Source organism: Neisseria sp. HMSC069H12, from assembly GCF_001812735.1.
In the GTDB taxonomy this organism is placed as follows: Bacteria; Pseudomonadota; Gammaproteobacteria; order Burkholderiales; family Neisseriaceae; genus Neisseria; species Neisseria subflava.
Window position 1 is genome coordinate 67,319 of sequence record NZ_KV810242.1, and the last position, 22,960, is coordinate 90,278.

22 protein-coding genes, 1 pseudogene and 1 riboswitch are annotated in these 22,960 nt (G+C 50.5%); of the genes and pseudogenes, 12 read left to right on the forward strand and 11 right to left on the reverse strand.

The window, feature by feature from the left end; genetic code table 11:
- Positions 1-66: 66 nt before the first annotated feature.
- Positions 67-1,251, forward strand: a complete 1,185-nt coding sequence (gene ubiM / locus HMPREF2872_RS01345) for a 5-demethoxyubiquinol-8 5-hydroxylase UbiM (RefSeq protein ID WP_049351134.1) — start codon at positions 67-69, stop codon at positions 1,249-1,251.
- Between the two features lie 67 nt (positions 1,252-1,318).
- Here the strand turns inward: ubiM and HMPREF2872_RS01350 are convergent, their stop codons facing one another.
- Both HMPREF2872_RS01350 and queF read right to left on the reverse strand, forming a co-directional pair.
- Positions 1,319-1,996 (reverse strand): 7-cyano-7-deazaguanine/7-aminomethyl-7-deazaguanine transporter, encoded by a 678-nt coding sequence (locus HMPREF2872_RS01350; RefSeq protein ID WP_070630623.1) that lies wholly within the window; start codon positions 1,994-1,996, stop codon positions 1,319-1,321.
- A gap of 100 nt (positions 1,997-2,096) precedes the next feature.
- Positions 2,097-2,570 (reverse strand): preQ(1) synthase, encoded by a 474-nt coding sequence (gene queF / locus HMPREF2872_RS01355; protein WP_070630624.1) that lies wholly within the window; start codon positions 2,568-2,570, stop codon positions 2,097-2,099.
- A gap of 4 nt (positions 2,571-2,574) precedes the next feature.
- Positions 2,575-2,619: riboswitch (PreQ1 riboswitch) on the reverse strand.
- Between the two features lie 148 nt (positions 2,620-2,767).
- On the opposite strand from queF, the gene rfaQ reads away from it, so the two are divergent.
- The gene (gene rfaQ / locus HMPREF2872_RS01360) at positions 2,768-3,850 is read left to right on the forward strand and encodes a putative lipopolysaccharide heptosyltransferase III (protein ID WP_070630626.1); all 1,083 of its coding nucleotides are present in this window, start codon (positions 2,768-2,770) and stop codon (positions 3,848-3,850) included.
- 6 nt (positions 3,851-3,856) lie between these two features.
- Here rfaQ and HMPREF2872_RS01365 read toward each other — a convergent pair whose 3' ends face one another.
- A complete protein-coding gene (locus HMPREF2872_RS01365) occupies positions 3,857-4,837 on the reverse strand; it encodes a hypothetical protein (RefSeq protein WP_070630628.1) in 981 nt (326 codons plus the stop codon).
- A gap of 363 nt (positions 4,838-5,200) precedes the next feature.
- On the opposite strand from HMPREF2872_RS01365, the gene HMPREF2872_RS01370 reads away from it, so the two are divergent.
- Entirely contained in the window at positions 5,201-6,496 is a 1,296-nt protein-coding gene (locus HMPREF2872_RS01370) for a M23 family metallopeptidase (protein ID WP_070630630.1), read from the forward strand.
- Positions 6,497-6,592: 96 nt separating this feature from the next.
- A complete protein-coding gene (gene pncB, locus HMPREF2872_RS01375; RefSeq protein WP_070630631.1) occupies positions 6,593-7,813 on the forward strand; it encodes a nicotinate phosphoribosyltransferase in 1,221 nt (406 codons plus the stop codon).
- A 39-nt stretch (positions 7,814-7,852) separates the two neighbouring features.
- Here the strand turns inward: pncB and mtgA are convergent, their stop codons facing one another.
- On the reverse strand, positions 7,853-8,554 hold the full coding sequence (gene mtgA / locus HMPREF2872_RS01380; protein WP_003748438.1) for a monofunctional biosynthetic peptidoglycan transglycosylase: 702 nt from the start codon (positions 8,552-8,554) through the stop codon (positions 7,853-7,855).
- A 2-nt stretch (positions 8,555-8,556) separates the two neighbouring features.
- Positions 8,557-9,366 (reverse strand): shikimate dehydrogenase, encoded by an 810-nt coding sequence (aroE, locus tag HMPREF2872_RS01385; RefSeq protein WP_070630634.1) that lies wholly within the window; start codon positions 9,364-9,366, stop codon positions 8,557-8,559.
- A gap of 196 nt (positions 9,367-9,562) precedes the next feature.
- Between aroE and glnA the strand changes: the two genes are divergently transcribed.
- The 8 genes and pseudogenes from glnA to HMPREF2872_RS01425 form a co-directional block, all read left to right on the forward strand.
- Positions 9,563-10,981: a type I glutamate--ammonia ligase gene (gene glnA, locus HMPREF2872_RS01390; RefSeq protein WP_070630635.1), complete on the forward strand. Its 1,419-nt coding sequence runs from the start codon at positions 9,563-9,565 to the stop codon at positions 10,979-10,981.
- 209 nt (positions 10,982-11,190) lie between these two features.
- Positions 11,191-12,435, forward strand: coding sequence for a hypothetical protein (locus tag HMPREF2872_RS01395; RefSeq protein ID WP_070630638.1), 1,245 nt, complete (start codon positions 11,191-11,193; stop codon positions 12,433-12,435).
- A gap of 62 nt (positions 12,436-12,497) precedes the next feature.
- Complete coding sequence (locus HMPREF2872_RS01400; protein ID WP_070630640.1) at positions 12,498-13,148, forward strand: site-2 protease family protein; 651 nt, start codon at positions 12,498-12,500, stop codon at positions 13,146-13,148.
- A 132-nt stretch (positions 13,149-13,280) separates the two neighbouring features.
- Positions 13,281-14,285, forward strand: coding sequence for a tRNA dihydrouridine synthase DusB (gene dusB / locus HMPREF2872_RS01405; RefSeq protein ID WP_070630642.1), 1,005 nt, complete (start codon positions 13,281-13,283; stop codon positions 14,283-14,285).
- 53 nt (positions 14,286-14,338) lie between these two features.
- The gene (locus HMPREF2872_RS01410) at positions 14,339-14,578 is read left to right on the forward strand and encodes a Fis family transcriptional regulator (RefSeq protein WP_049351145.1); all 240 of its coding nucleotides are present in this window, start codon (positions 14,339-14,341) and stop codon (positions 14,576-14,578) included.
- A gap of 181 nt (positions 14,579-14,759) precedes the next feature.
- Entirely contained in the window at positions 14,760-15,635 is an 876-nt protein-coding gene (locus HMPREF2872_RS01415; RefSeq protein WP_070630645.1) for a DMT family transporter, read from the forward strand.
- Between the two features lie 66 nt (positions 15,636-15,701).
- Positions 15,702-16,517: a hypothetical protein gene (locus tag HMPREF2872_RS01420; protein ID WP_070630648.1), complete on the forward strand. Its 816-nt coding sequence runs from the start codon at positions 15,702-15,704 to the stop codon at positions 16,515-16,517.
- A 109-nt stretch (positions 16,518-16,626) separates the two neighbouring features.
- Positions 16,627-17,766: pseudogene (locus HMPREF2872_RS01425) on the forward strand (chloride channel protein); the annotation flags it as partial.
- Between the two features lie 124 nt (positions 17,767-17,890).
- Here HMPREF2872_RS01425 and HMPREF2872_RS11155 read toward each other — a convergent pair.
- From HMPREF2872_RS11155 to HMPREF2872_RS01450, 6 genes are all read right to left on the reverse strand, one after another.
- A complete protein-coding gene (locus HMPREF2872_RS11155) occupies positions 17,891-18,670 on the reverse strand; it encodes a DNA adenine methylase (RefSeq protein ID WP_083311711.1) in 780 nt (259 codons plus the stop codon).
- A gap of 81 nt (positions 18,671-18,751) precedes the next feature.
- Complete coding sequence (locus HMPREF2872_RS11160; RefSeq protein WP_311457636.1) at positions 18,752-18,871, reverse strand: zinc finger domain-containing protein; 120 nt, start codon at positions 18,869-18,871, stop codon at positions 18,752-18,754.
- Between the two features lie 183 nt (positions 18,872-19,054).
- Complete coding sequence (locus HMPREF2872_RS11830; RefSeq protein WP_070630652.1) at positions 19,055-20,311, reverse strand: hypothetical protein; 1,257 nt, start codon at positions 20,309-20,311, stop codon at positions 19,055-19,057.
- A gap of 74 nt (positions 20,312-20,385) precedes the next feature.
- A complete protein-coding gene (locus tag HMPREF2872_RS01440; protein ID WP_049350574.1) occupies positions 20,386-20,616 on the reverse strand; it encodes a hypothetical protein in 231 nt (76 codons plus the stop codon).
- Between the two features lie 83 nt (positions 20,617-20,699).
- On the reverse strand, positions 20,700-22,571 hold the full coding sequence (locus tag HMPREF2872_RS01445; RefSeq protein ID WP_141752826.1) for a hypothetical protein: 1,872 nt from the start codon (positions 22,569-22,571) through the stop codon (positions 20,700-20,702).
- Positions 22,572-22,582: 11 nt separating this feature from the next.
- Positions 22,583-22,957 carry a hypothetical protein gene (locus HMPREF2872_RS01450; RefSeq protein WP_070630654.1) on the reverse strand — a complete coding sequence of 125 codons (375 nt, stop codon included), beginning with the start codon at positions 22,955-22,957 and terminating at the stop codon, positions 22,583-22,585.
- Between the last annotated feature and the right edge of the window lie 3 nt (positions 22,958-22,960).

The window sequence follows — 22,960 nt, forward strand, 5'->3', positions numbered from 1 at the left end:
CTAAACACAGTAAACTTAAGGCCGTCTGAAAAAATCCGTATCAGTTGAATACAAGGAATTCCTCACATGAGCTTACACAGTGATATTCTCGTCGTCGGCGCAGGCCCTGCCGGATTAAGTTTTGCCGCAGAGTTGGCCGGAAGCGGTTTGAACATAACCCTGATTGAAAGAAGTCCTTTAGAAGTGTTGCAAAATCCGCCGTATGATGGCCGTGAAATCGCACTGACGCACTTGTCGCGCGAAATCATGCAGCGGTTGGGGATGTGGGATTTGATTCCAAAAGACGAAATTTATCCTTTGCGCGATGCCAAAGTGTTGAACGGTCATTCCGATTACCAGCTCCACTTCCCGCAACCGACTCAGGCGCGCGGCGAGCCTGCGGACTGCTTGGGCTATTTGATCTCCAACCACAATATCCGCAAAGCCGCTTATGAAGTCGTGTCCAAATTGGACAACGTCAAAATCCTGACCGGCACCAATGTTAAAGAAGTTAAAACTTCTGACAATGAGGCGCAAGTTATTTTGGAAAGCGGCGAAGTATTGACCGGCCGTCTGTTGTTGGCCGCCGATAGTCGCTTCTCGCAAACGCGCCGTCAACTGGGCATTTCTTCAGATATGCACGATTACAGCCGCACCATGTTTGTGTGCCGCATGAAGCATACTCTGTCCAACCTGCATACCGCATATGAATGCTTCCACTACGGCCGCACCATTGCGTTACTGCCTTTGGAAGAACACTTGACCAATACCGTGATTACGGTGGACAGCGATAAAGCCGAAACGATTAAAAACATGTCGCCGGAAGAATTGGCAGCCAGCGTGAAAGAGCAACTCAAAGGCCGTTTGGGCGATATGGAATTGGTCAGCACCATTCACAATTATCCTTTGGTCGGTATGATTGCCCAACGTTTCTACGGCAAACGCAGTGCGTTGATCGGCGATGCCGCAGTCGGTATGCATCCGGTGACGGCGCACGGTTTCAACTTGGGTCTGGCAAGTGCCGATCTTTTGGCTAAATTGGTTCTCGAAGCTGAGCAACGCGGTCAGGATATTGGTGCGAAGAGTCTGCTGGAAAAATACAGCACCAAGCATATGTTCCATGCCCATCCGATTTACCACGGCACTAATATGCTGCTGAAACTCTTTACCAATGAAACTGCTCCGGCAAAACTGCTGCGCGGTTTGGTATTGCGTGCAAGTAATAACTTCCCACCGCTGAAAAAACTGATTACCAAACAATTGACCGGTTAATTGTTTAAAACATAAAAGGTCGTCTGAACGATTAAAGTTTCAGACGGCCTTGTTTTTTATCTGCAGCTTATTTGGCTAAAACTGATTCGGGCATTTCTTGACAGACGTTTAAGGAAGTCAGCTTTTTGGTCAAGATGCTCAATACGATGCCGTAGGCAGGCAGGAAGAAGAGGGTGCAGATGGCGAGTTTGAACAGATAATCGACAAATGCGATGCCCTGCCAATTTGCCGCCATAAATTCATCGTTGCTTGCATAAAAGGCAACGGCGAAAAACACCAGCGTGTCCAAAGCGTTGCCGACCACGGTAGAAGCGGTAGGGGCAACCCACCATGATTTCAGACGGCGTAATCTGTTGAACACAAAAATATCGAGGATTTGCCCGAGCGCATAGGCGGAAAAGCTGGCCAATGCGATACGGCCGACGAAGGTGTTAAATTCAGTTAAAGATGCCCAGCCTGTCCAGTTGCCCTCATGAAAGAGGACGGAGAAGACGTAAGAGAGCAGCAGGGCCGGGAGCATCACCCAAAAAATAATCCGTCTCGCCAACGGCGCGCCGAAAATGCGCACGGTCAGGTCGGTAGCGAGGAAGATAAAGGGAAAGGAAAATGCGCCCCAAGTGGTAAAGATACCGAAAATTTGAAAGGGGAACTGCACCAGATAGTTGCTGGCGGCAATAATAAAAATATGGAAAAGCACCAGCCAGAAGAGTGCTTTCTTCTGCTGTGCGGCAGTAAATTCGTACATGGGAATCTTTCGGAAGTTTTTCAGACGGCATGAAGCCTTGCAAGATTGTGCAATAGAGAAAGTCTTGCAATGAGAAGGGCGTTAGGCCGTCTGAATAGGATTATTGTGCATCATGCTCAAACAGGCGTTTGCGTGCCAAAGCTTCAAACTCTGTGCCTGCTTTGCCGTAGTTGGCAAACGGGTGAATGGCGATGCCGCCGCGCGGTGTGAATTCGCCGAATACTTCGATGTATTTCGGATCCATCAGGGCGATGAGGTCTTTCATGATGATGTTGACGCAGTCTTCATGGAAGTCGCCGTGGTTGCGGAAGCTGAAGAGGTAGAGTTTCAGGGATTTGCTTTCCACCATTTTGATGTGCGGGATATAGCGGATGTAGATGGTGGCGAAGTCGGGCTGCCCGGTCATGGGGCAGAGGCTGGTGAATTCGGGGCAGACGAACTTGACGAAATAGTCGTTGTCGGGATGTTTGTTGTCGAATGCTTCGAGAATTTCGGGAGCGTATCCGGTCGGATATTGGGTTTTTTGATTGCCCAAAAGCGAGATGCCTTGCAGCTCTTCAGTGTTGCGGGACATGAGGGTTTCCTTAGTTTTTTAATGTGGGAGGTTTTCGAACCACGGGGTGCGGATTGTAATATAAATTGCATGACTTGTGCGGATTTTATAGCGATGAATCAGCAGGATAGGTTTCAGACGGCCTGTTTTGTATTTTATGAAACCTGTTTTCCGCTTTACAATAGCAGCCAATCAACAGGCCGTCTGAAAGTATTTGTATGTCTTTAGCCCAACCCAAACGTATTCTGATCATCAAATTGCGCCATCATAGCGATGTGCTTTTGAGCACGCCGGTGGTCGATGCGCTGAAAACCCGTTTCCCCGATTGCGAAATCGATATGCTGGTGTATGCCGGTACGGGGCAGCTGATTGCCGATAATCCGCAGATTGCGCAGATTTTTACCATTGATCGAAATTGGAAGAAGCTGGGCGTAATCAAGCAGTTGGCGTGTGAGAAAAACCTTTTGTCTAAGCTGAAGGCACGCGATTACGACTGGGCTTTCAACCTGTCCGACCAATGGCGCGCGGCAATAATCGCCAAACTGTGCGCCCGTTGTAGCGTGGGTTTGGACTGCATCAAGCGCGACGGTTTCTGGTGGCGTTTCTGTCATGATTTTATCAACCATGAGCTTGATACCAGTCATCATATCGTTGAAAATCAATTGAATATCCTTGCGCCGCTTATCCAGCCGGAAGACGTGGCCGATGCGAAAGTACGCCTTTGGGTGGCACAAGATGCAAGGGAAAGCATGCGGCAGAAATTGCGTGAGCAGGGTTGGAGCGGCGAAGATTATGTGTTGCTGCACCCGGGTGCGCGTTGGCATTTCAAATGTTGGGAAGACGGCAAAAACGCCGCTATCGTACAGCTTCTGCTCAACAGCGGACAGAATGTCGTATTGACTGCTTCTCACAACACTGTCGAGCAATACATGCTTCAGGAAATTATAGGCCGTCTGAATATTCCGGAAGGCAGAAAAGTATATGTGCTGTCCGGATGCTTGAGTCTGCGTGAATTGGCGGCGGCCATTGAGGGCGCCAAGCTGTTTGTCGGTGTCGATTCCGCACCGATGCACATCGCCGCAGCTTTGGATAAACCGCAAATCGCTTTGTTTGGCGCGTCATGGGTGGATAAATGGCGTCCGTATTCCGAAGAGGCCGAGGTCATTTATGCCGGCGATTATGCCGAATTGCCCCATCCTGACAGTATCGACACCAACGATCCGACACGTCTGTTGAAAGCGATTCCGTTGCAGGATGTGTGGGACAGAATTTCGGCCAAATTGGAGGCGTTGGAGGCTTAAAACCGCTTACCACGATCCGTTAAACGTTTTAGCTTTGCGCCAAAACGCCCATTTGGAACGGCGGCCGATTTCCAGCGTGCCGCCGTTTTCGCCGTCTGTAGCAATGCAAACGGTTTTCAGACGGCCTGATGCGAGTGCGTCCCATAAAGGCGCAAACCAACGGGTTTCCCAGCTTTCCAAAATATCTTTATATGCCCAAACATCGCCTGTTTGTAAGGTGGAAACCAAGTCGTCCAAAAAGATAAGGCCGTCTGAAACCGTGTTGTCTGTTTCTTGAACCATCTCAAACCAAGCCTTCAAATCATATGGCGCATCGAGTTTGGGCTTATCCGAAAAACGCGCCCATGCGCTGTCTGAAGCGACGATATCCGCAGACTGTGTACCGTCCGCATCATTCCACAGCCACAAACCGTTGATTTCCGGCAATCCTTGTTGTTCACGCGCTTGGTTAATCGGATGTGTGTGGAGAAACATTTGGATTTCCGTCTGCATGGCTAACCAAGACACCGCATCTTTGCCGTGTGCCTGACCGTCCATTTCCGGCTGTCCGCACACATCCAAAACACATTCCGCGCCCCAATCTTCAATCTTCGGCATACTGAGCAGCCACATGCTTTCGCAAAGCGGCTCGAATTGCCAATCTTTATCTTGATAAAACGCCGACAAATCCGCACATAACCGTTGCGCCTCCTCTTTTTGGATGCCGATAAACTCGCCGCTGATAATGTTGACATGGTGCATGCCCATCTGTTGCCAAACCGGAGAGGCAAAAGCGGCTGTGCGGTTTGGGCTTGTGTGGCGTAAACGTTGCACTTGGGTAATGAGGCTGCCGCTCCACAAATGGCGGCCGTAAAATTCAGACGGCCTGAGTGTTTCTTTGCGTAATATGCCGTAACGCAAAAGACAGTTAAAAGCAGGTAAGGCAAGCGCAGGAACGGATTCGTCGGCAAAACGGTTGAGCGAGGGGAGGGCGAGGGTCAGCTTCATAAGCGCAAATAGATAGGAAAACCGTTATTTTACGCGACAAATGATGTGTTTCGGAACCTTGCCTTTACGCCCTGAAAAAGAGCCGTTCAGACGGCCGGTTTGGAAAAAACGGGCTGCCATGCTAGAATGCGTGGCGTAAATTTCAGAAAAACAGGGTGTAAATCAACACAATAGCCCTGATAATAACGTCAATCTCAAACACGATCTCATTCATTCCGAATGAAAACCTGATTTTCAGATCGGAAAAAAGACTCAAAGTCCTTTATCCCCAAAACTGTTTAAACCAGCAGGTGGTCGCAGCAGGCCGGATGTGCCGGCATTCTACAAACTTTAAAAAACAGACCGCCCCATTAAGGATAACGCGTGATTAAAAACAAATATTCCACTCGATTCAAAGCAACCCTCTTAGCGTTTCTGCTGCCGGCTTCAGGCATCATGACCGCATACGCCATTACCGACCCTCAACCTGCACAAACCGATTTCAAAGTCGAGCGTATTTCCGAAGAGCTGCCTGCCGTTTATGTGGAAACCAATACCTATCAATCCAGCTATTGGGTGCAAGAAGTCGTCCAAGCCGGCGACTCTTTGGCAGACGTTTTGACGCGCATGGGTGTCAACCAAGAAGACATCAAGCAAATCATGGCGAAAAACAATGCCAACCTCGACATGAAAAACCTGCGGACCAACCAATCCGTCAACATCCGTATCGATTCTTCAGGCCAAGTGACCGACGTTCAATTCTTTACCGATGAAGAATTGGAACGCAACTTGGTCGCTTTGGAAAAAGTCAAAGGCAAATGGCGCATCTCCAATGCCGAAATCGACATGAAAACCATGCCGACCCTGCGTTCCGTGAAAATCCGCACTTCCGCCATCGGTGATATGCTCCGTGCCGAAATCCCTTCCGAAGTGTATATCCAGCTCAAAGAAATCTTTGCCGATTCGTTCAATATGAGCGACTTGGGCGAAGGCGATACCGTGCGTCTTTTGTACAACAGCATGTATTTCCGCGGCCAGCAAATGGCGGTCGGCGATATTTTGGCGGCTGAAGTGGTTAAAGACGGCAAAACCTACCAAGCCTATTATTACAGCCAAGGCAAAGGCGACGAAGAAAGCGGTAGCTACTACGACCAAAACGGTAAGTCCCTACAACAAAAAGCAGGCTTTAATACCGAGCCTGTTGCATACACGCGCATTTCTTCCCCGTTCGGCTACCGTGTCCACCCGGTCCTGCATACCGTCCGTATGCACACCGGTATCGACTATGCCGCGCCGACCGGCACCCCGATTAAGGCTGCTGCCGACGGTGAAGTGATTTTCAAAGGTTGGAAAGGCGGCTACGGCAATACCGTGATGATTCGACATGCCAACGGTGTGGAGACCCTGTACGGCCACATGAGCGCGTTCAGCCCTGCCGACGGCAGAGTCCGCGCCGGCGAAGTGATTGGTTTTGTCGGTACAACCGGCCGTTCGACCGGTCCGCACCTGCACTACGAAGCACGCGTCAACGGTCAGCCTGTCAACCCGACTACCGTCGCCCTGCCGACGCCGAAATTGACCCCGACCAATATGGCCGCATTCCGCAAACAGCAAAAAGATGCCAGCACGATGTTGTCTACCATCCGTTCTTTGCCGGTTTCCGTAGCGCAGTTGGATTAAATAAGATAAAGGCCGTCTGAATAAGGTTTCTTTCAGACGGCCTTTCCTATTAAAATCGATACCCTCATCACGCCCACGTTTACTCAGAGAAAACTTATGTCTGCTTATCAGCCCATTATCCAATCCCTGCTTGATACCGACCTGTACAAATTCACCATGCTGCAAGTCGTGTTACACCAATTCCCGCAAACCCACAGCCTCTACGAATTCCGCTGCCGCAACAAAGAGATGGTGTATCCGCTGGCCGATATTCAAGAAGACTTGGAACGCGAACTCGACGCCCTGTGCCAGCTGCGCTTTACCCATGACGAACTCGACTATCTGCGCAGCCTGCGCTTTATCAAAAGCGACTTTGTCGATTATCTCGAACTTTTCCAACTCCAACGCCGCTTCGTCCAAGTCAGCCCTGACGATCAAGGCCGTCTGAACATCCGCATCGAAGGCCCGATGATACAGGCGATGTTCTTCGAGATTTTCATTCTTGCCATCGTCAATGAACTCTATTTCCGCCGCTTGGAAACGCCTGCCGTCATCGAAGAAGGCGAGCGCCGTTTGCAGGCCAAAGCGCAACAGCTGAAAGAAATCGCGGCTACACAAAATCCGAATGATCCGCCGTTCCTGATTTCCGATTTCGGCACGCGCCGCCGCTACACCCTTGCATGGCAGGAACACGTTATCCGTACCTTGCTGGATGCAGCTCCCGATATCGTGCGCGGTACCAGCAACGTTTATCTGGCCAAAAAACTCGGCATTACACCTATCGGCACCATGGCGCACGAGTTCCTCCAAGCCTTTCAAGCCTTGGACGTACGTTTGCGTAATTTCCAAAAAGCCGCGCTGGAAAGTTGGGTACACGAATACCGCGGCGACCTCGGTATCGCCTTAACCGACGTGGTCGGCATGGATGCCTTCTTGCGCGACTTCGACCTGTACTTCGCTAAACTCTTCGACGGCCTGCGCCACGACAGCGGCGATCCTTATGTCTGGGGCGACAAAGCCTACGAGCATTACAAAAAACTCAAAATCGACAGCCGCACCAAAATGCTGACTTTTTCAGACGGCCTCGATATTGAGCGTTCATGGGCGTTGCACCAATACTTCAAAGACCGTTTCAAAACCAGTTTCGGTATCGGTACCAACCTGACCAACGACTTGGGACATACGCCTTTGAACATTGTCTTGAAGCTCGTCGAGTGCAACGGCCAATCCGTTGCCAAACTCTCCGACTCCCCGGGCAAAACCATGACCACCAACAACACCTTCCTCGCTTATCTGCGCCAAGTGTTTGACGTACCGGAGCCGGAAGAGAAAGCCTAAAAACAAAGGCCGTCTGAAATGTTCAGACGGCCTTTTGAATTAATCCATATCGCTTTCGGGCAATTCTGCCGAACCCATGCGGCGCAGGATGATATTGGTTTTGTTGTGCATCCGTTTGCTCTTAGGATGGTCTGCGTAAAACAGCGGAGCCGGAACGCGCGCCGTGAGTTTGGCGGCTTGTTGGCGGGTGAGGGCGGAGGCAGGTTTCTTGTAGAAATACTGGGACGCCGCTTCCGCGCCGAATACGCCGTAGTGCCATTCGATTGAGTTTAAATACAGCTCAAAAATGCGGTCTTTGTCGGTAACGGCTTCCATCATCGCCGTAATCGCCGCTTCTTCGCCTTTGCGGATGTAGCTGCGGCTTTCGTTGAGAAACAGGTTTTTCGCCAGCTGCTGGCTGATGGTCGAACCGCCGGCTTTGACTTCGCCGCTTTGCTTATTGCGTTTCATGGCGTATTTGATGCCGTTCCAGTCAAAGCCGCTGTGTTCGGCAAAATTAGCATCTTCGGAAGCAATCAGGGCTTTTTTGAGGTTGACGGAGATTTGGTCGTAAGGCACCCAGCGGTAGTCCAGCTCGACATCGCGCCCTTCGCTTGCAAACTGGCTCATGCGCATGGACATGAAGGCGGTTTTGCTGGGCGCGACGGCGCGGTAGGTAATGATGTTGCCGTACACATAAGCGTTGAAGAAAATGAAGATGCCGATGGGCAGGGCAATCAGCCATTTGATGATGCGGAACATGGTTACAGGGCTTTCATGTATTCGATAACAGGGCGGATATCAGGCGTAAATCCGCGCCAAATATGGTAAGAAGCGGCAGCCTGACCGATCAGCATGCCCAGGCCGTCTGAAACTTCGGCCGCGCCGTTGCTTCGGGCAAAGTTCAAAAACGCCTGCGCCGCGTCGCCGTAAACCATATCGTAGGCAAGGCGGCAGCCGCGGAAAATTTCAGGATTGACGGCAGGAAGCTGACCGCTCAAGCCGCCGGACGTGCCGTTGATGATGATATCAAAACCGCCGTTCAAATCCGCCATCGGGACGGCTTCAATATCGAAAAGCTGCGCCAATTCCTCGGCTTTTGCGTGGGTACGGTTGGCAATGACGATACGGGCAGGACGGTGTTCTTTCAATACCGGAATCACGCCGCGCACCGCGCCGCCCGCGCCCAAAAGCAAAATGGTTTTGTCTTCGATGGCAATGTTTTTGACCTGCGTGATGTCGTTGGCCAAACCGATACCGTCGGTGTTGTCGCCGCGTATCCTGCCGTCTTCCAACCACACCAGCGTATTAACCGCGCCGGCAGCCAAAGCGCGTTCGGAATGCTCATCCGCCAGCGCAAAAGCTTCCTGCTTGAACGGAACAGTTACATTCGCACCTTGCCCGCCCTCGGCACGAAACGCCGCAACAGCCTCGGCAAAACCGCCGATGTCGGCACAAATGCGCCCATATTCGATGGCCGCGCCTTCCTGCAGCGCAAACTGCTGATGGATTTGCGGCGATTTACTGTGTGCAACGGGATTGCCGAAAACGGCGTAACGCGAGGTGTTGTTCATAAAACGGTCTGAGAAAACAAAAGAAAAGAGTGCTTATTATAGCGGTCTTTATGTTAAGAAAGCGTAATGTAAAATTGTTGACAATTAAACAGTCTGAAACTATATTTCATTGCGTAAAAACGGGTGCCCTGATGTATTTCAGACGGCCTTACCGTGGTAGAATAACAACTTAAACCTATTCCCTCAGGAGATGAAGATGTCCATCAAAGACGCTGTAAAACTGATTGAAGAAAGCGAAGCCCGCTTCGTAGATTTGCGCTTTACCGATACCAAAGGCAAGCAGCACCACTTCACTATCCCCGCCCGCATCGTCCTCGACGACCCTGAAGAGTGGTTTGAAAACGGTCAGGCGTTTGACGGCTCGTCCATCGGCGGCTGGAAAGGCATTCAGGCATCCGACATGCAGTTGCGCCCCGACCCCGCGACTGCCTTCATCGACCCCTTCTTCGACGACACCACCGTCGTCTTCACCTGCGACGTCATCGACCCCGCCGACGGTCAAGGTTACGACCGCGACCCGCGCTCTATCGCACGCCGCGCCGAAGCCTATTTGAAATCTTCCGGTATCGGTGACACCGCCTATTTCGGCCCTGAGCCTGAATTCTTCGTTTTTGACGGCGTAGAATTTGAAACCGATATGCACAAAACCCGTTACGAAATCACTTCCGAAAGCGGCGCATGGTCAAGCGGCCTGCACATGGACGGTCAAAACACCGGCCACCGTCCGACCGTCAAAGGCGGTTACGCACCTGTTGCGCCGATTGACTGCGGCCAAGACCTGCGTTCTGCCATGGTCAATGTTTTGGAAGAACTCGGCATCGAAGTGGAAGTCCATCACGCCGAAGTCGGTACCGGCAGCCAAATGGAAATCGGTACCCGTTTCGCCACCTTGGTTAAACGCGCCGACCAAACCCAAGACATGAAATACGTGATTCAAAACGTTGCCCACAACTTCGGCAAAACCGCCACCTTCATGCCTAAACCGATTATGGGCGACAACGGCAGCGGTATGCACGTTCACCAATCCATTTGGAAAGACGGTCAAAACCTGTTCTCAGGCGACGGCTATGCCGGTTTGTCCGATACCGCCCTTTATTACATCGGCGGCATCATCAAACACGCCAAAGCCCTGAACGCGATTACCAATCCATCCACCAACTCCTACAAACGCCTCGTGCCGCACTTTGAAGCGCCGACCAAGCTGGCATACTCCGCCAAAAACCGTTCCGCTTCCATCCGCATTCCGTCTGTGAACAGCAGCAAAGCACGCCGCATCGAAGCGCGTTTCCCTGATCCGACCGCCAACCCATACTTGGCATTTGCCGCCTTGTTGATGGCCGGTTTGGACGGTATTCAAAACAAAATCCATCCGGGCGACCCTGCCGATAAAAACCTGTACGACCTACCACCGGAAGAAGATGCATTGGTGCCGACCGTCTGCGCCTCTTTGGAAGAAGCACTGGCCGCCCTCAAAGCCGACCACGAATTCCTCCTGCGCGGCGGTGTGTTCAGCAAAGACTGGATCGACAGCTACATCGCCTTCAAAGAAGAAGATGTCCGCCGTATCCGTATGGCACCTCATCCGCTGGAATTTGAAATGTATTACAGCCTGTAAAACAGCTAAGGCATTTTAAATAGGAAATCAAAGGCCGTCTGAAACTGGATTTGAAGTTTCAGACGGCCTTTGGGCTTGAAATAGATAGGGCGATTGAATTAGGTATGATAGCGAGCAGCAATGAATCATGCCGTTTGAAGCCTTTATGGAATCGTTGCCTTGTGTTAAATTGTACTAACGGAATCATTTAATCAAAAAGGTTGGGCAAAATGAATAAGATAATTGGTTTGGCCATTGCTGCGGTATTTGGTTTGAGCGCGTGCAGTAATTTAGATCACAAAACCGCACACGAGGTCATGTCGATTTCCAATGACCGTATTTTAAAAGAAGACCGCAGCTTTAACATCACAGGCAGCTCTCGAATATATATCAGCCCATTGGCTGAAGCTGTATTGGTAGATGAAAAGGTGGAAAAGAAAGCCGAAGCGAAAGCAAAGGATGCCAAAGCCAAAGAGGGGGAGGCGGCATCCTCTATGAAGGTTGCTCAAGAAGACGACGCTGCTTTGAAGCAGGAGTTTTCTGAACGAGAAGAGGCTGAGTTCCGCAATGCAATGCTTGATGCCTTGCCGGATGGCAATATCGCACAAGTTGCCGTTGATTATCTGGATAAATATCCTGCCATATCCAGTTATATGGAAGGGGTTCATCTGAATTATGAGTCGGCAGTTGATTTGTCAACGCGTCAATTTGAGATGATTCCTGAATTGGTCATCAACAACCACAATGAAAAACTTAGTATCAAACTTCCTATGAAGTTAGATGCGGAAAAATGGGAAATTTATGTTGATCTGCCTGCCAGCGTGTCTGCCATTGTTAATGTGTACACTGATGAGAAAATCGGCAAACGTTTGATTAAAGAACCTTTAAAAGTGAGTTTGAAAGAAATCGGTGATTCGAAACACATGTCTTTTGATCATATTGCAGAGGCGGGAGTACGTGCTTTTTTGAGTGCCAATAAGGCTATGCCTGCCGATGCATATGTATTTAAAGAAATGGATGCCTTTGGTAAGGCAAACCATGCACGCTATCGTGTACGTCATGTCATGAAACCGGAGTATGATTCTGTCGTAATGAAGGCAATGGCTAAGGCTTTTGATGAAGAATTGTCGAAATTACAGAAAACGCCTCAACCAGGGTCAACAGAAGAAGATTATAAAAATGCGCGGGAATTTTTCAGTATGTCTGTCAACATAAGTGATAACCAGCCACTTAGCTTCCAGAGGATATTCGGTAACAATCTTGTTGTCGACTATTATCTCGACCGCAAAGGCCGCATGTTGGCTTCCCGCATGTATATGCAAATCAACGGCACACATAAGGCCATTAATATTATCGGCGACAGTGTGTACAGCAATTACGGCAAACCAGTCTTCAAATTGAATCCGCAAGGTAAGGGCATTACTTGGAAAGAGCTGAAAGAGTTTTTCAGTTCGAATAAAAAAGAAGACGATTAAAGCCTCAGGCCGTCTGAAAGGATATTTTCTGTTTTCAGACGGCATGTTTGATAAGGAAAACCATGTTTGCAAATTTTGATTTAGGCGTATTTCTGCTGGCAGTATTGCCCGTGTTGTTGGCCATTACCGTGCGCGAAGTGGCACGCGGTTATACGGCGCGGTATTGGGGCGACCATACCGGCGAGCAGCTTGGGCGTTTGACGCTCAATCCGCTGCCGCACATCGACCCTGTCGGTACGATTGTCGTGCCGCTGGTGTGTCTGATGATAGGCAGTTTTCTGTTCGGCTGGGCGCGTCCTATGCCCATCGATTCGCGCAATTTCCGCGATCCGCGCCGTGCGTGGCGTTGGGTGTCGATTTCAGGTCCGATTGCCAATCTGATTTTGGCATTCTTCTGGGGCTTTGTCGTCGTATTTTCCGCGTATGTGCCTGAGTCTTATCAAGCGCCATTGGTGCAGATGGCTGGTTACGGCGTGATGGTGAACTCGATTTGGGTCGCGTTCAGCCTGATTCCGATTTTGCCTTGGGACGGCGGTATTTTTATCGATACCTTCCTTAATGCCAAACAGTCCATGCAGTTCCGCAAAATCGAGCCATACGGCACATGGATTATCCTGATTCTGTTGTTTACCGGTCTGCTGGCCAAACTGATTTGGCCGATTATCGCCATGATTCAGGATGCAGTGCAGATGGTTGTCATGCTGTTTATTTAAATGTTTTGGCTGAAAAAGGCCGTCTGAAACTCAGTTCCAGACGGCCTTTTTCATTGTGCAACATGTAAATACGATTGGAAAAGTTGCTTAAAAATTGTACAATTTCAGCCCTTTCAATTTGGCGCACACATCATGCACATCGGCGGCTATTTCATTGACAACCCTATCGCACTTGCCCCCATGGCAGGCATTACGGACAAACCGTTCCGCCGGATTTGCCGCGAGTTTGGCGCAGGGTGGGCGGTATGCGAAATGCTGACCAGCGATCCGACGCTGAGACATACCAAAAAGACCTTGCGCCGCAGCGATTTTGAAGGCGAGGGCGGAGTTGTGGCCGTGCAGATTGCCGGCAGCGATCCGCAGCAGATGGCGGAAGCTACGCGTTACAACGTCAGCTTAGGTGCGCAGGTCATTGATATAAACATGGGCTGCCCGGCCAAAAAAGTCTGTAATGTGCAGGCAGGTAGCGCGTTGATGCAAAACGAGCCTTTGGTTGGCGAAATCTTGGAAGCCGTTGTCAACGCGGTGGACGTACCCGTTACCCTCAAAACCCGTTTGGGCTGGCACGACGAACATCAAAACTTGCCGACCATCGCCAAAATTGCCGAAGAATCAGGCATCGTAGCCCTTGCCATCCACGGCCGCACCCGTACGCAGATGTACAAAGGCGAAGCGCGTTACGAACTGATTGCCGAAACCAAAGGCCGTCTGAGCATCCCCGTTTGGGTCAATGGCGATATCACTTCGCCGCAAAAAGCCGCCTCCGTCCTCAAGCAAACCGCCGCCGACGGCATCATGATAGGGCGCGGCGCACAAGGCAGGCCGTGGCTTTTCCGTGATTTAAAACATTACGCCGAACACGGCGTTTTGCCGCCGGCCTTGAGCTTGGCAGAATGCAACGCCACCATTTTGAACCACATCCGCGCCATGCATGAATTTTATGGCGAAATTGCCGGCGTGCGCATCGCTCGCAAACACATCGGCTGGTATATCGATGAAATGCCCGACGGCGAACAAACATGCGGGGAAATCAACCGCTTGGATAGCGCCGCGGCACAATACGACACCCTTGCCGCCTATCTTGAGACGCTTTTAGAGAAAACCGACCGTTGGGTATGCCACTATCGGGAAGGCTAAAGAGTTTCAGACGGCCTTATCATTTAAAAACAAATCCAAAGAAAGACATCACGATGAATCAAACGACTACTGACATTGCGCAATGTATTGAACAAAACTTACGACAATACTTCAAAGACTTGGATGGTACGGAACCTTGCGGCGTGTACGATATGGTGTTGCACCAAGTCGAAAAACCGATGCTGATTTGCGTGATGGAACAATGCGGCGGCAACCAATCTAAAGCGGCGGTTATTTTGGGGTTAAACCGCAATACCTTGCGCAAAAAGCTGCAGCAGCATGGTTTGTTGTAATAGTGAGGATAGGACGGACATTTCTGCCTGCCTATAATGAAAGAACCGGCCATGTCATTTATCCATTAGTTAGATATTTTTGGATTTGCTGACACAATCAAAATAAAAACAGCTTGAAAAGGCTTCAGGCCGTCTGAAAACCAGAGAAGAAACGATTAATTTTTTTACCATGAGTTGAACCATGCTTTACCAAATACTCGCATTGTTAATCTGGGGCAGCTCGTTTATCGCTGCCAAGTATTCCTACGAGATGCTCGACCCGACGCTGATGGTTGAGGCGCGGCTGTTGATTGCCGCGTTGATGGTGCTGCCGTCGTGCCGCCGTCATTTGGGTAGGATTCCGCGGAGCGAGTGGAAGCCGTTGTTGTGGATTTCCTTTGTAAACTACGTTGTCGTTTTGATGCTCCAGTTTATCGGTTTGAAATATACATCCGCTGCCAGCGCGATTACCATGGTGGGGTTGGAGCCTTTGCTGGTGGTCTTTGTTGGTCATTTCTTCTTCAACGACAAAGCCAAACTTTACCACTGGATTTGCGGCGCGGTGGCGTTTGCAGGCGTGGGCATGATGGTAATGGGCGGTGCAGAAGAGGGCGGTACGATTGACTGGTTCGGCTGTCTGTTGATTTTGCTTGCGGGATTGGGTTTTGCAGGCGTGATACGTCCGAGCCAGCAGATGATTGCCCGTATCGGTGCGCCCGCATTTACCGCAGCTTCCATGGCCGTGGCGGCGGTGTTGTGCCTGCCGTTTTCGCTGGTGTTGGCAGACAGCTATCAAATCAACTGGTCATGGGGCGGTACGCTGTCGATTTTGTATATGGGGATCGGTTGCAGCTGGCTTGCCTATCTGTTGTGGAACAAAGGCATGAACACAGTCCCTGCCAACGTCTCCGGTCTGCTGATTTCGCTTGAGCCAGTCATCGGCGTTATCATGGCGGTGTTAATTTTGGGTGAACATTTAAGTGCGATGTCTGCGATGGGCATTACCGTCGTTATTGCGTCCACTTTTGTCGCCGGTATGTTGGCGCGTGTCAGCAGCAAACACAAAAAGGCCGTCTGAAAACAGTTTCAGACGGCCTGAAGTAAGCAGTATCTTTTTTCAATAAGACATTTTGGGAAAATTTCTATGAAACGCATCATCTCCCTGCTTTTGCTTGCCTGTCCTGTCTTGGCGTCGGCTGCACCCGATAACGACAAAGCCGCCGTACAGGCCGTCATTGCCAAGTATTACAACCGACCGCTTGCCGCGCACAAATGCCAGCTCGCCAAGCCGCCGAAAGACAGTGAGACAGCATCTGACAATATTATGTATTGCATGAAACCCGTTGCCGATCATACCGTAATGCGCAACGGCACGCCTACGCGCTATGTGTTGTACACTGGTTTTGCCTATGATATGAAGCTCAAAGTCAAACAGAATGCCCATGCTTCTTCGGGTCAGGCGGAATTGTTTGTTTTGGAAAAAGCAGACGGAAAGTGGGCAATCAAACAACATGGAAGCGATGAAATTGGCGCATGGGGGGATGTGCCGGAGAATAAGGATTGGCGGTTTGTCCAGATGGGTGAGCAAAACTGGGGCTACACTGTCGAATCAGGTTATACAGGTCAGGGTGAAACGACAACCGGAGAAAATTTCCTGTTTACCGATAATAGCAACCGTGTCCGTAAAAGCTTAATTATCAACGGTAACGATAACGGCGCATATTACGGCAATTGCGATGAATATAAAGGGCGCGAAAAACGAAACTGCAAAGACAGGTATACCAGCCTGGAAGCCAAAATCGCTTTTGACAAAAGCCGTCCTGCCGTATCCGGCGTATGGGCGTTGGCTGCAAAACTCAGCGGCGTATCAGGAAAGAAAAATTATAAAAATCAGAAATATATTTTCCCTTATAACGGCGAAACCCACGTCGCCCCCAAAAACTATCCCTTAGGCGGATAATAGTTCCCTTAAAACGCTTTTATCAAACCATTACTACCTCAAGCCAAATCCCGTGAAAGAAACGCATAAACTTTGGGCCGCCCTCATCATTACCGGCATTATCGGCGGCATGGTCGGCATTGTATTAACCGAAATCATGCATACGATTCAACATCTTGCTTATGGTTACGGTTCAGACGGCCTATACGTTTCTTTCCGGGAGGGCGTATCGCAGGCAAGTCCTGCGCGGCGTATCGGCGTGATGACCTTTTGCGGCGCGGTGGTTGGTTTGGGGTGGTGGTTGCTCAAACGCTACGGCAGGCCGCAACCGGGCATTAAAGCCGTGGTTAAAAATCCACTTGCCGGTTTTCCGTTTTTTGAAACCGTCAGCCATGCCCTGTTGCAAATCATTACTGTCGGGCTTGGCTCGCCGCTCGGCCGCGAAGTTGCGCCGCGCGAAATGACCGCCGCTTTCGCTTCAGTCGGTGTCAACCGTTTCGGGTTGAGCGAAGACGACGCAAGGCTGGTCATTGCTTGCGCCTCGGGTGCAGGTCTGGCGGCCGTGTATAACGTACCGCTCGCGTCCACACTTTTCATCCTCGAAGTCATGCTGGGCTTGTGGACGCAGCAAGCCGTCGCCGCCGCATTGCTGACTTCAGTCATCGCCACCGCCGTCGCGCGCATCGGTTTGGGCGACGTGCAGCAATATCATCCGACCAACCTTTCCATCAACACCTCATTACTTTGGTTTTCCGCCATCATCGGCCCGATACTGGGCGCAACCGCCGTCTTTTTCCAGCGTACCGCCCAAAAGTTCCCCCTCATTAAACGCGACAATGTCAAAATCATTCCCTTGGCCGTCTGTATGTTTGCACTCATCGGCGTAATTTCCATTTGGTTTCCCGAAATTTTGGGCAATGGCAAAGCAGGCAACCAACTGACCTTTGGCGGCATAACCGACTGGCAACACAGCCTTGAGCTGACCGCCGTCAAATGGTTGGTCGTCTTAATGGCGCTTGCCGTCGGCGCATACGGCGGTCTGATTACCCCGTCCATGATGCTCGGCAGTACCATCGCCTTTGCCGCTGCCACCGCGTGGAACAGTGTTTTTCCTGAAATGTCCTCTGAAAGCGCGGCCATTGTCGGCGCCGCCGTTTTCCTCGGTATTTCCCTCAAAATGCCCCTGACCGCCATAGCCTTTATTTTGGAGCTAACCTACGCCCCCGTTGCCTTACTCATGCCATTATGTACAGGCATGGCGGGCGCAGTTGTAAGGTCGCGGCGGATTTGTCATAGTTTCGCGGAAATTTTGACACTTTTAAAAATATCGGCTGTGCCAAATAAATTGCAATTCAGAAATGAAAACAAAAGCGACGATACCGTCGCTTTTTATTTTACCAATTACATACAACCAACTCTCCACTGGCTTTGCCAGTTTTATTCCTTCCGATTGTATAAGCCAATTCAAGTTGAGTAATACGGAAATCTTTAAACAATTCCCTGATATCAGGGTGGTCATTAATGGATAACATGACCTTACCCTTACTCTCTGCCATTACCTTGGCCAGTAATTCATACTGATCCCAGCCAAATGATTGGTCATAGCCTGCGGTCTGCCAATATGGTGGGTCTGCGTAGAAGAAGGTGTGTTCACGGTCATATCGCTTAAAGCAACGATCCCACGATTCATTCTCTATATAAACACCTTTTAAACGGTCTTTAGCAGCCTTTAATTTAACCTCAATCTGAGACGCATCCCACGCTTTTGACGTGGTGGCTGTCCCGAAATGCTGGTGGACGGTTTTACCGCCGAAGGCGTTGTGCTGAAGGTAGAAGAAGCGAGCGGCACGTTGAATATCTGTCATGCATTCGGGCGGCGTGTTTTGCAGGCAGGAGAATGTTTCGCGGCTGGTAAGCGTCCACTCGAACTGACGGACGAACTCGTCGAAATGGTGTTGTACCACACGATAGAGATTGATGAGCTGTCCGTTGATATCGTTGAGTACCTCTACTTTTGCAGGAATCGGGCGCATAAAGAACAATGCTGCGCCCCCGGAAAACAACTCAACATAACAAGAATGCTCGGGGAACATGGGTAAAAGATGTTTTGCCAAACGACGTTTGCCACCCATCCAGGGGATAATAGGTAATGTCTGTTGCATTTTTTGCATCATATATACTCCTAAATTATGGCATTCGCGATGCTCTAAATCAGATTTAATATGACGCTCAAAGGCATTCTTTTGATTTATTAATTAGCTGAAAGAATTGATATTTTTACAACGAGCGCACTTTATTTGTACACAACCGCTGCCTTTTGCCAGCAATTTCCCACAAAACTTACAGCGTAATTCACGATAGATTTGCATTTGCATCCACTCCTGTATCAGATAGAATGCCTCGGTCTCTAGAGACTAAGGCGGTCTTAGAAGTCAATGCAGGTATGCTCTGCTTGGCTGGCGTAACAGTGTTGCTGCACTGTTACGTCGCCGTCCCACTTACTATTTAAAATCCTCCCCAAGGCCGCCTTATTCAGACGGCCTTTTATTTATATTTGCCTACAAATAGCTCAACTCTTTGGCTTTTGCGATGATACGTTCGGCGACTTTAGCCTCAACCGCCGGAAGCAGATGAGCACCGCCGTCCTGCGAGAGGGACAACGGCATTACGCCATCTGTTTGCGCTTTTTTATCCGCCTCGTTCGGCGTGAGGCCGCTATCTGTCCAAATCTGTTCAGATAAAATATATTGTTCAATATCAAAGACATTATTGCTATATTTAAGCTTGAGCCAATTATTAAATTGATCCTTGAGCTGATGTCGGTATGGGTGATTCTCTTTGGCCCAACCCGGCTTATTATCAGCCCATACAGTCAGGACAATATAACGCGGCGATTCTTTCGGCTGGACTTGTTGAATACATTTTTCAACATAGCTTTTGATTCGCTCTAAGACCGTCTGCCAGTTGCCGAGATTTGCGCCGTTAATATCATTCTTGGCCGTTGCCAACACACAAATACCATCGACACCGCCGCTGTTTTTCAGCCGTACAGTATATTTTTTACCCGGAACAACGCTATGAGCCTGGCTATCGCGCGGAATAACTTTAATATTGGCGGTTTGGCCTTCCATGACCGCTTCGATGTCATCGCCAATAATAACGACGGTAGAGTGCATACTGAAAGGCGTAACGCCTTCGCCGTAAACCAACTCGCCATCAACCATCACGCCATTCGCTTTTGCCGGAATAGTATCAACTTTAAAAGTAACTTCCACCGGACTGCCGTCCATCGACATCAAGGCATACGCAGCCAGGCTGCCGCCCTTTGCGTTGTTTACAACCGGCAGATTTTCGGCAGCGGCAACACTCACAGCCTGATCACCGATACGCTCATTGGTGGAGTCGCCGAAGAAATTGAGGCTACGTTTCAATGCGGAAGGGGGAGAAGGAGGAGCTACCGGGCGTTCCGCCTCTTTCGGAGGAACAACAGGGCCGGACGGCATAACGGTATGACGCTCATGCTCGACCGGTGCGCCAATATATTGAATGCCGAATTGGTCGCCTTGCTGCAAGGTATCAGAAATATTTTCAGGTTTGGCGCAATAACGCAGGTCAATAATACAGTTGTGTGGCTGTACCAAAGCGTAGCCGTCCTGCTCATCGGTTAACGCGACTAATTTATTGTCACGCAAAGAGAACTTAACCCAATCACCGGCACGCGTACCCTCAGACACTTTTACCTTCACACGCGTCAAGGCAGTGGCTTCAAATTTTAAAATGTCGCCAATACTGACGCCCAACACTTCAGTTCGCATAAAGCCTCCTTAAAATAATAATAATTATTTTAAGACGTTATACGAAAGCAACGCCTGGCTGTACTGCACTTATCTTATACGCCCAGCTCTAAAACAGTAGTATCGGGAGCCTGCCCAAGGATACGGTTGCTCAAGACATCATAAAAAACGCGCTGATTTAAAGCGGCTTGTCCGCTTAAAACAAGATTGCCGCCGCTTTGCGTTTGTGCTGCCCATGAGCCGCCGCCCAAATCGCCCGTTATTTTGGCGATGCCGCGCTGTTCGCGGTTGAGCAGTGCCGTCAGGTTTTGATACAGATTAGTCATTTTGTTATCCTCAACAAAAAGATAAAAGGCCGTCTGAACATGGCTTTCAGACGGCCTTTAAAGCATCTTTAAACCAGCTTTAATCACTCGTCAAAATAGCGGTCTATCGTTACATTTTGAGTAACGACAGGCGTGTCGTTTTCGATTTTAACCTCAACCGACACACCAACCACCGCGCCTTGCCAGCTCCCCGAAGGCTCATTGATTTGCCAAATCTCGCCTAAATTCGCCATAGGGATGGCGTACTTATCCGATACCGGCAAAGACACCGTTTCGCGCTTATGAACGCCGGTCTCGCTTAAAGCGGCAATACCGGCGGCGAGCAAGACCGGCTGGTCGGTATAAAGCGCATTGGTCAGTGCGGAGGCACGCGGCTCACGGTTGCTGCCGTTGCGGTACACATCCGCGCCCTTGCCCTTGTTATGGCTTGGCCAAACATAAACCCCGTTGGCACGCTCCGATACATTGCGCTGACCGCTGATGCCGAAAATCACGCTGACAGGGACACTGACATCGGCAGGCGCATCGGAAACCTCCCAAGCAGCCTTTTTCCACTTAGGCTTAAAGCGGACAACAGGTCGGGCGCGGTCGCTCTCCACAAATCCACCGGCGGCTTGAGCCAGCTCTTGCAAAACAGCAATCGGCGTTTTATCGGTCAACGAATACACGTCTCCCGGAATCAACCAATCAACCATCGTCCAGCCGTCCAAATCCACACCTGTCGGGCGTAAAACCTCCGTTGCGATTTGTTGCGCATAAATCGGATTGCGGTATGTACCACGGCCTTTAGGCGCATAGTCCGCGCCCAAACGGGCGGTAACACTGCGGCCGGTTACCGTATAGCTCTTTTGTCCGAAGCGGCGGTTGTCGCTGTAATCTTCCGCGATGATGACAAAAGTATCCGCATTAATTTGCACCTCGATTTCGGCTTCCCGGCCTTTCGGGCGGGCATCAGGATTAATCTTGGCGAAATCATCGGGCGAAACCGTCAAACTGCCTTGCCAGCAATAACCGGCAGTGTCCGTCGTAAAGGAAGCAGAAAACAGCCCGATCGGCTGGCCGTCAACCGTAGCCTTAATAATATTTTGCATGATATATCCGTCTAAAACAGGAGTGCTTACCGTATCAAAACAAGCAAACGGCAGCGGAATATGGCGTGCATCGTGTGCAATCTTTTTGCGGTAGAACCGCAGGTGCAGACGGTTTGAAGGCGGGCGGATACCGCAAACATAAGTTTCAGGCACAGGCTCCGGCTCAACCGGAATCTCATAATACTCGCAAGGTACAGCCAAAGCAGGAAGGCTTTGCGGATGCGCACATCGCGCCAATACCGCCGCCTCGCGCACCTCCGATACCAAACAATCGCCAACCGGCGCGTCATCGGAAAACACACTCTCCGAACACGCCGCCAAAGCCTCGCCAAGACCTGCCGACGAGCCGTCCGCATTACAGCCGCTTAAGAACAAATCATCGGGGAAAGCATCATGCAGACAGCCGTCCAGTCCATCCATTCCGACCTGCACCGCCTGCATACACCCGGCAACCCCGTCAGACAAGCCGACTGTTTCACGCAGGCAGCTTTCCAATTCAGGCATATCCGAAAAGGCCGTCTGAAAACAAACCGCCTCCCCGACAGCCTCCGCCGTTATCCCCGACACTTGGGCAGCCATGCCGCCCAAATCATAACGACCGGCCGCGCACGCCGCCTGCGTTGACACCGCCTGCTGCACAAAGCCCCACGCCCCCGAAACAATCGCATAACCATCCGGAGGGCGGTACGGATTAGGCTTAGGCGGCGTATCAGGGACAATCTCGCCGCCATCCTCAACATGGCGTGAAGGCCGTCTGAACGCCAACGGCAAGAGCCTGGACGACGGACGGGAGCCAATCGCCAAGCCGAAAGGCAAAGGGATACGCGCCGAATCGGCATAGGTTTTGGATTTATCGTCAGACATTTCAGACGACCTTATCCGCCGTCAGTATCGACAAAGGGCTTGATAAAATCATAGGAGACAGGCTCGTATTGCTTTTTATAATCCGTCGCCACCATCAAATACTCCTCGTCCTCTTTGAGCCGATCGAAGCGGTAGCTGCCGTCTTCCTCGCTCCAAGTATCGGCGATGCAGTACATATTAGGCCGGACAAACAGATAAATACGGCGCGAAGCCGGCTGACCACCCACCGTAACAATGCCCGTACCTTCGCCGGCAATATAGCCGTGGCCACCGTATTTCCAGTGCGGCGAATTGACAGCACGGCTTCGCGCAATCCGGTTGACGATTTTGCCGCGCAACTTGCCGCGCTTAACGGCAAGACGGCTGCGGAAAACATAATTCGGCATGGC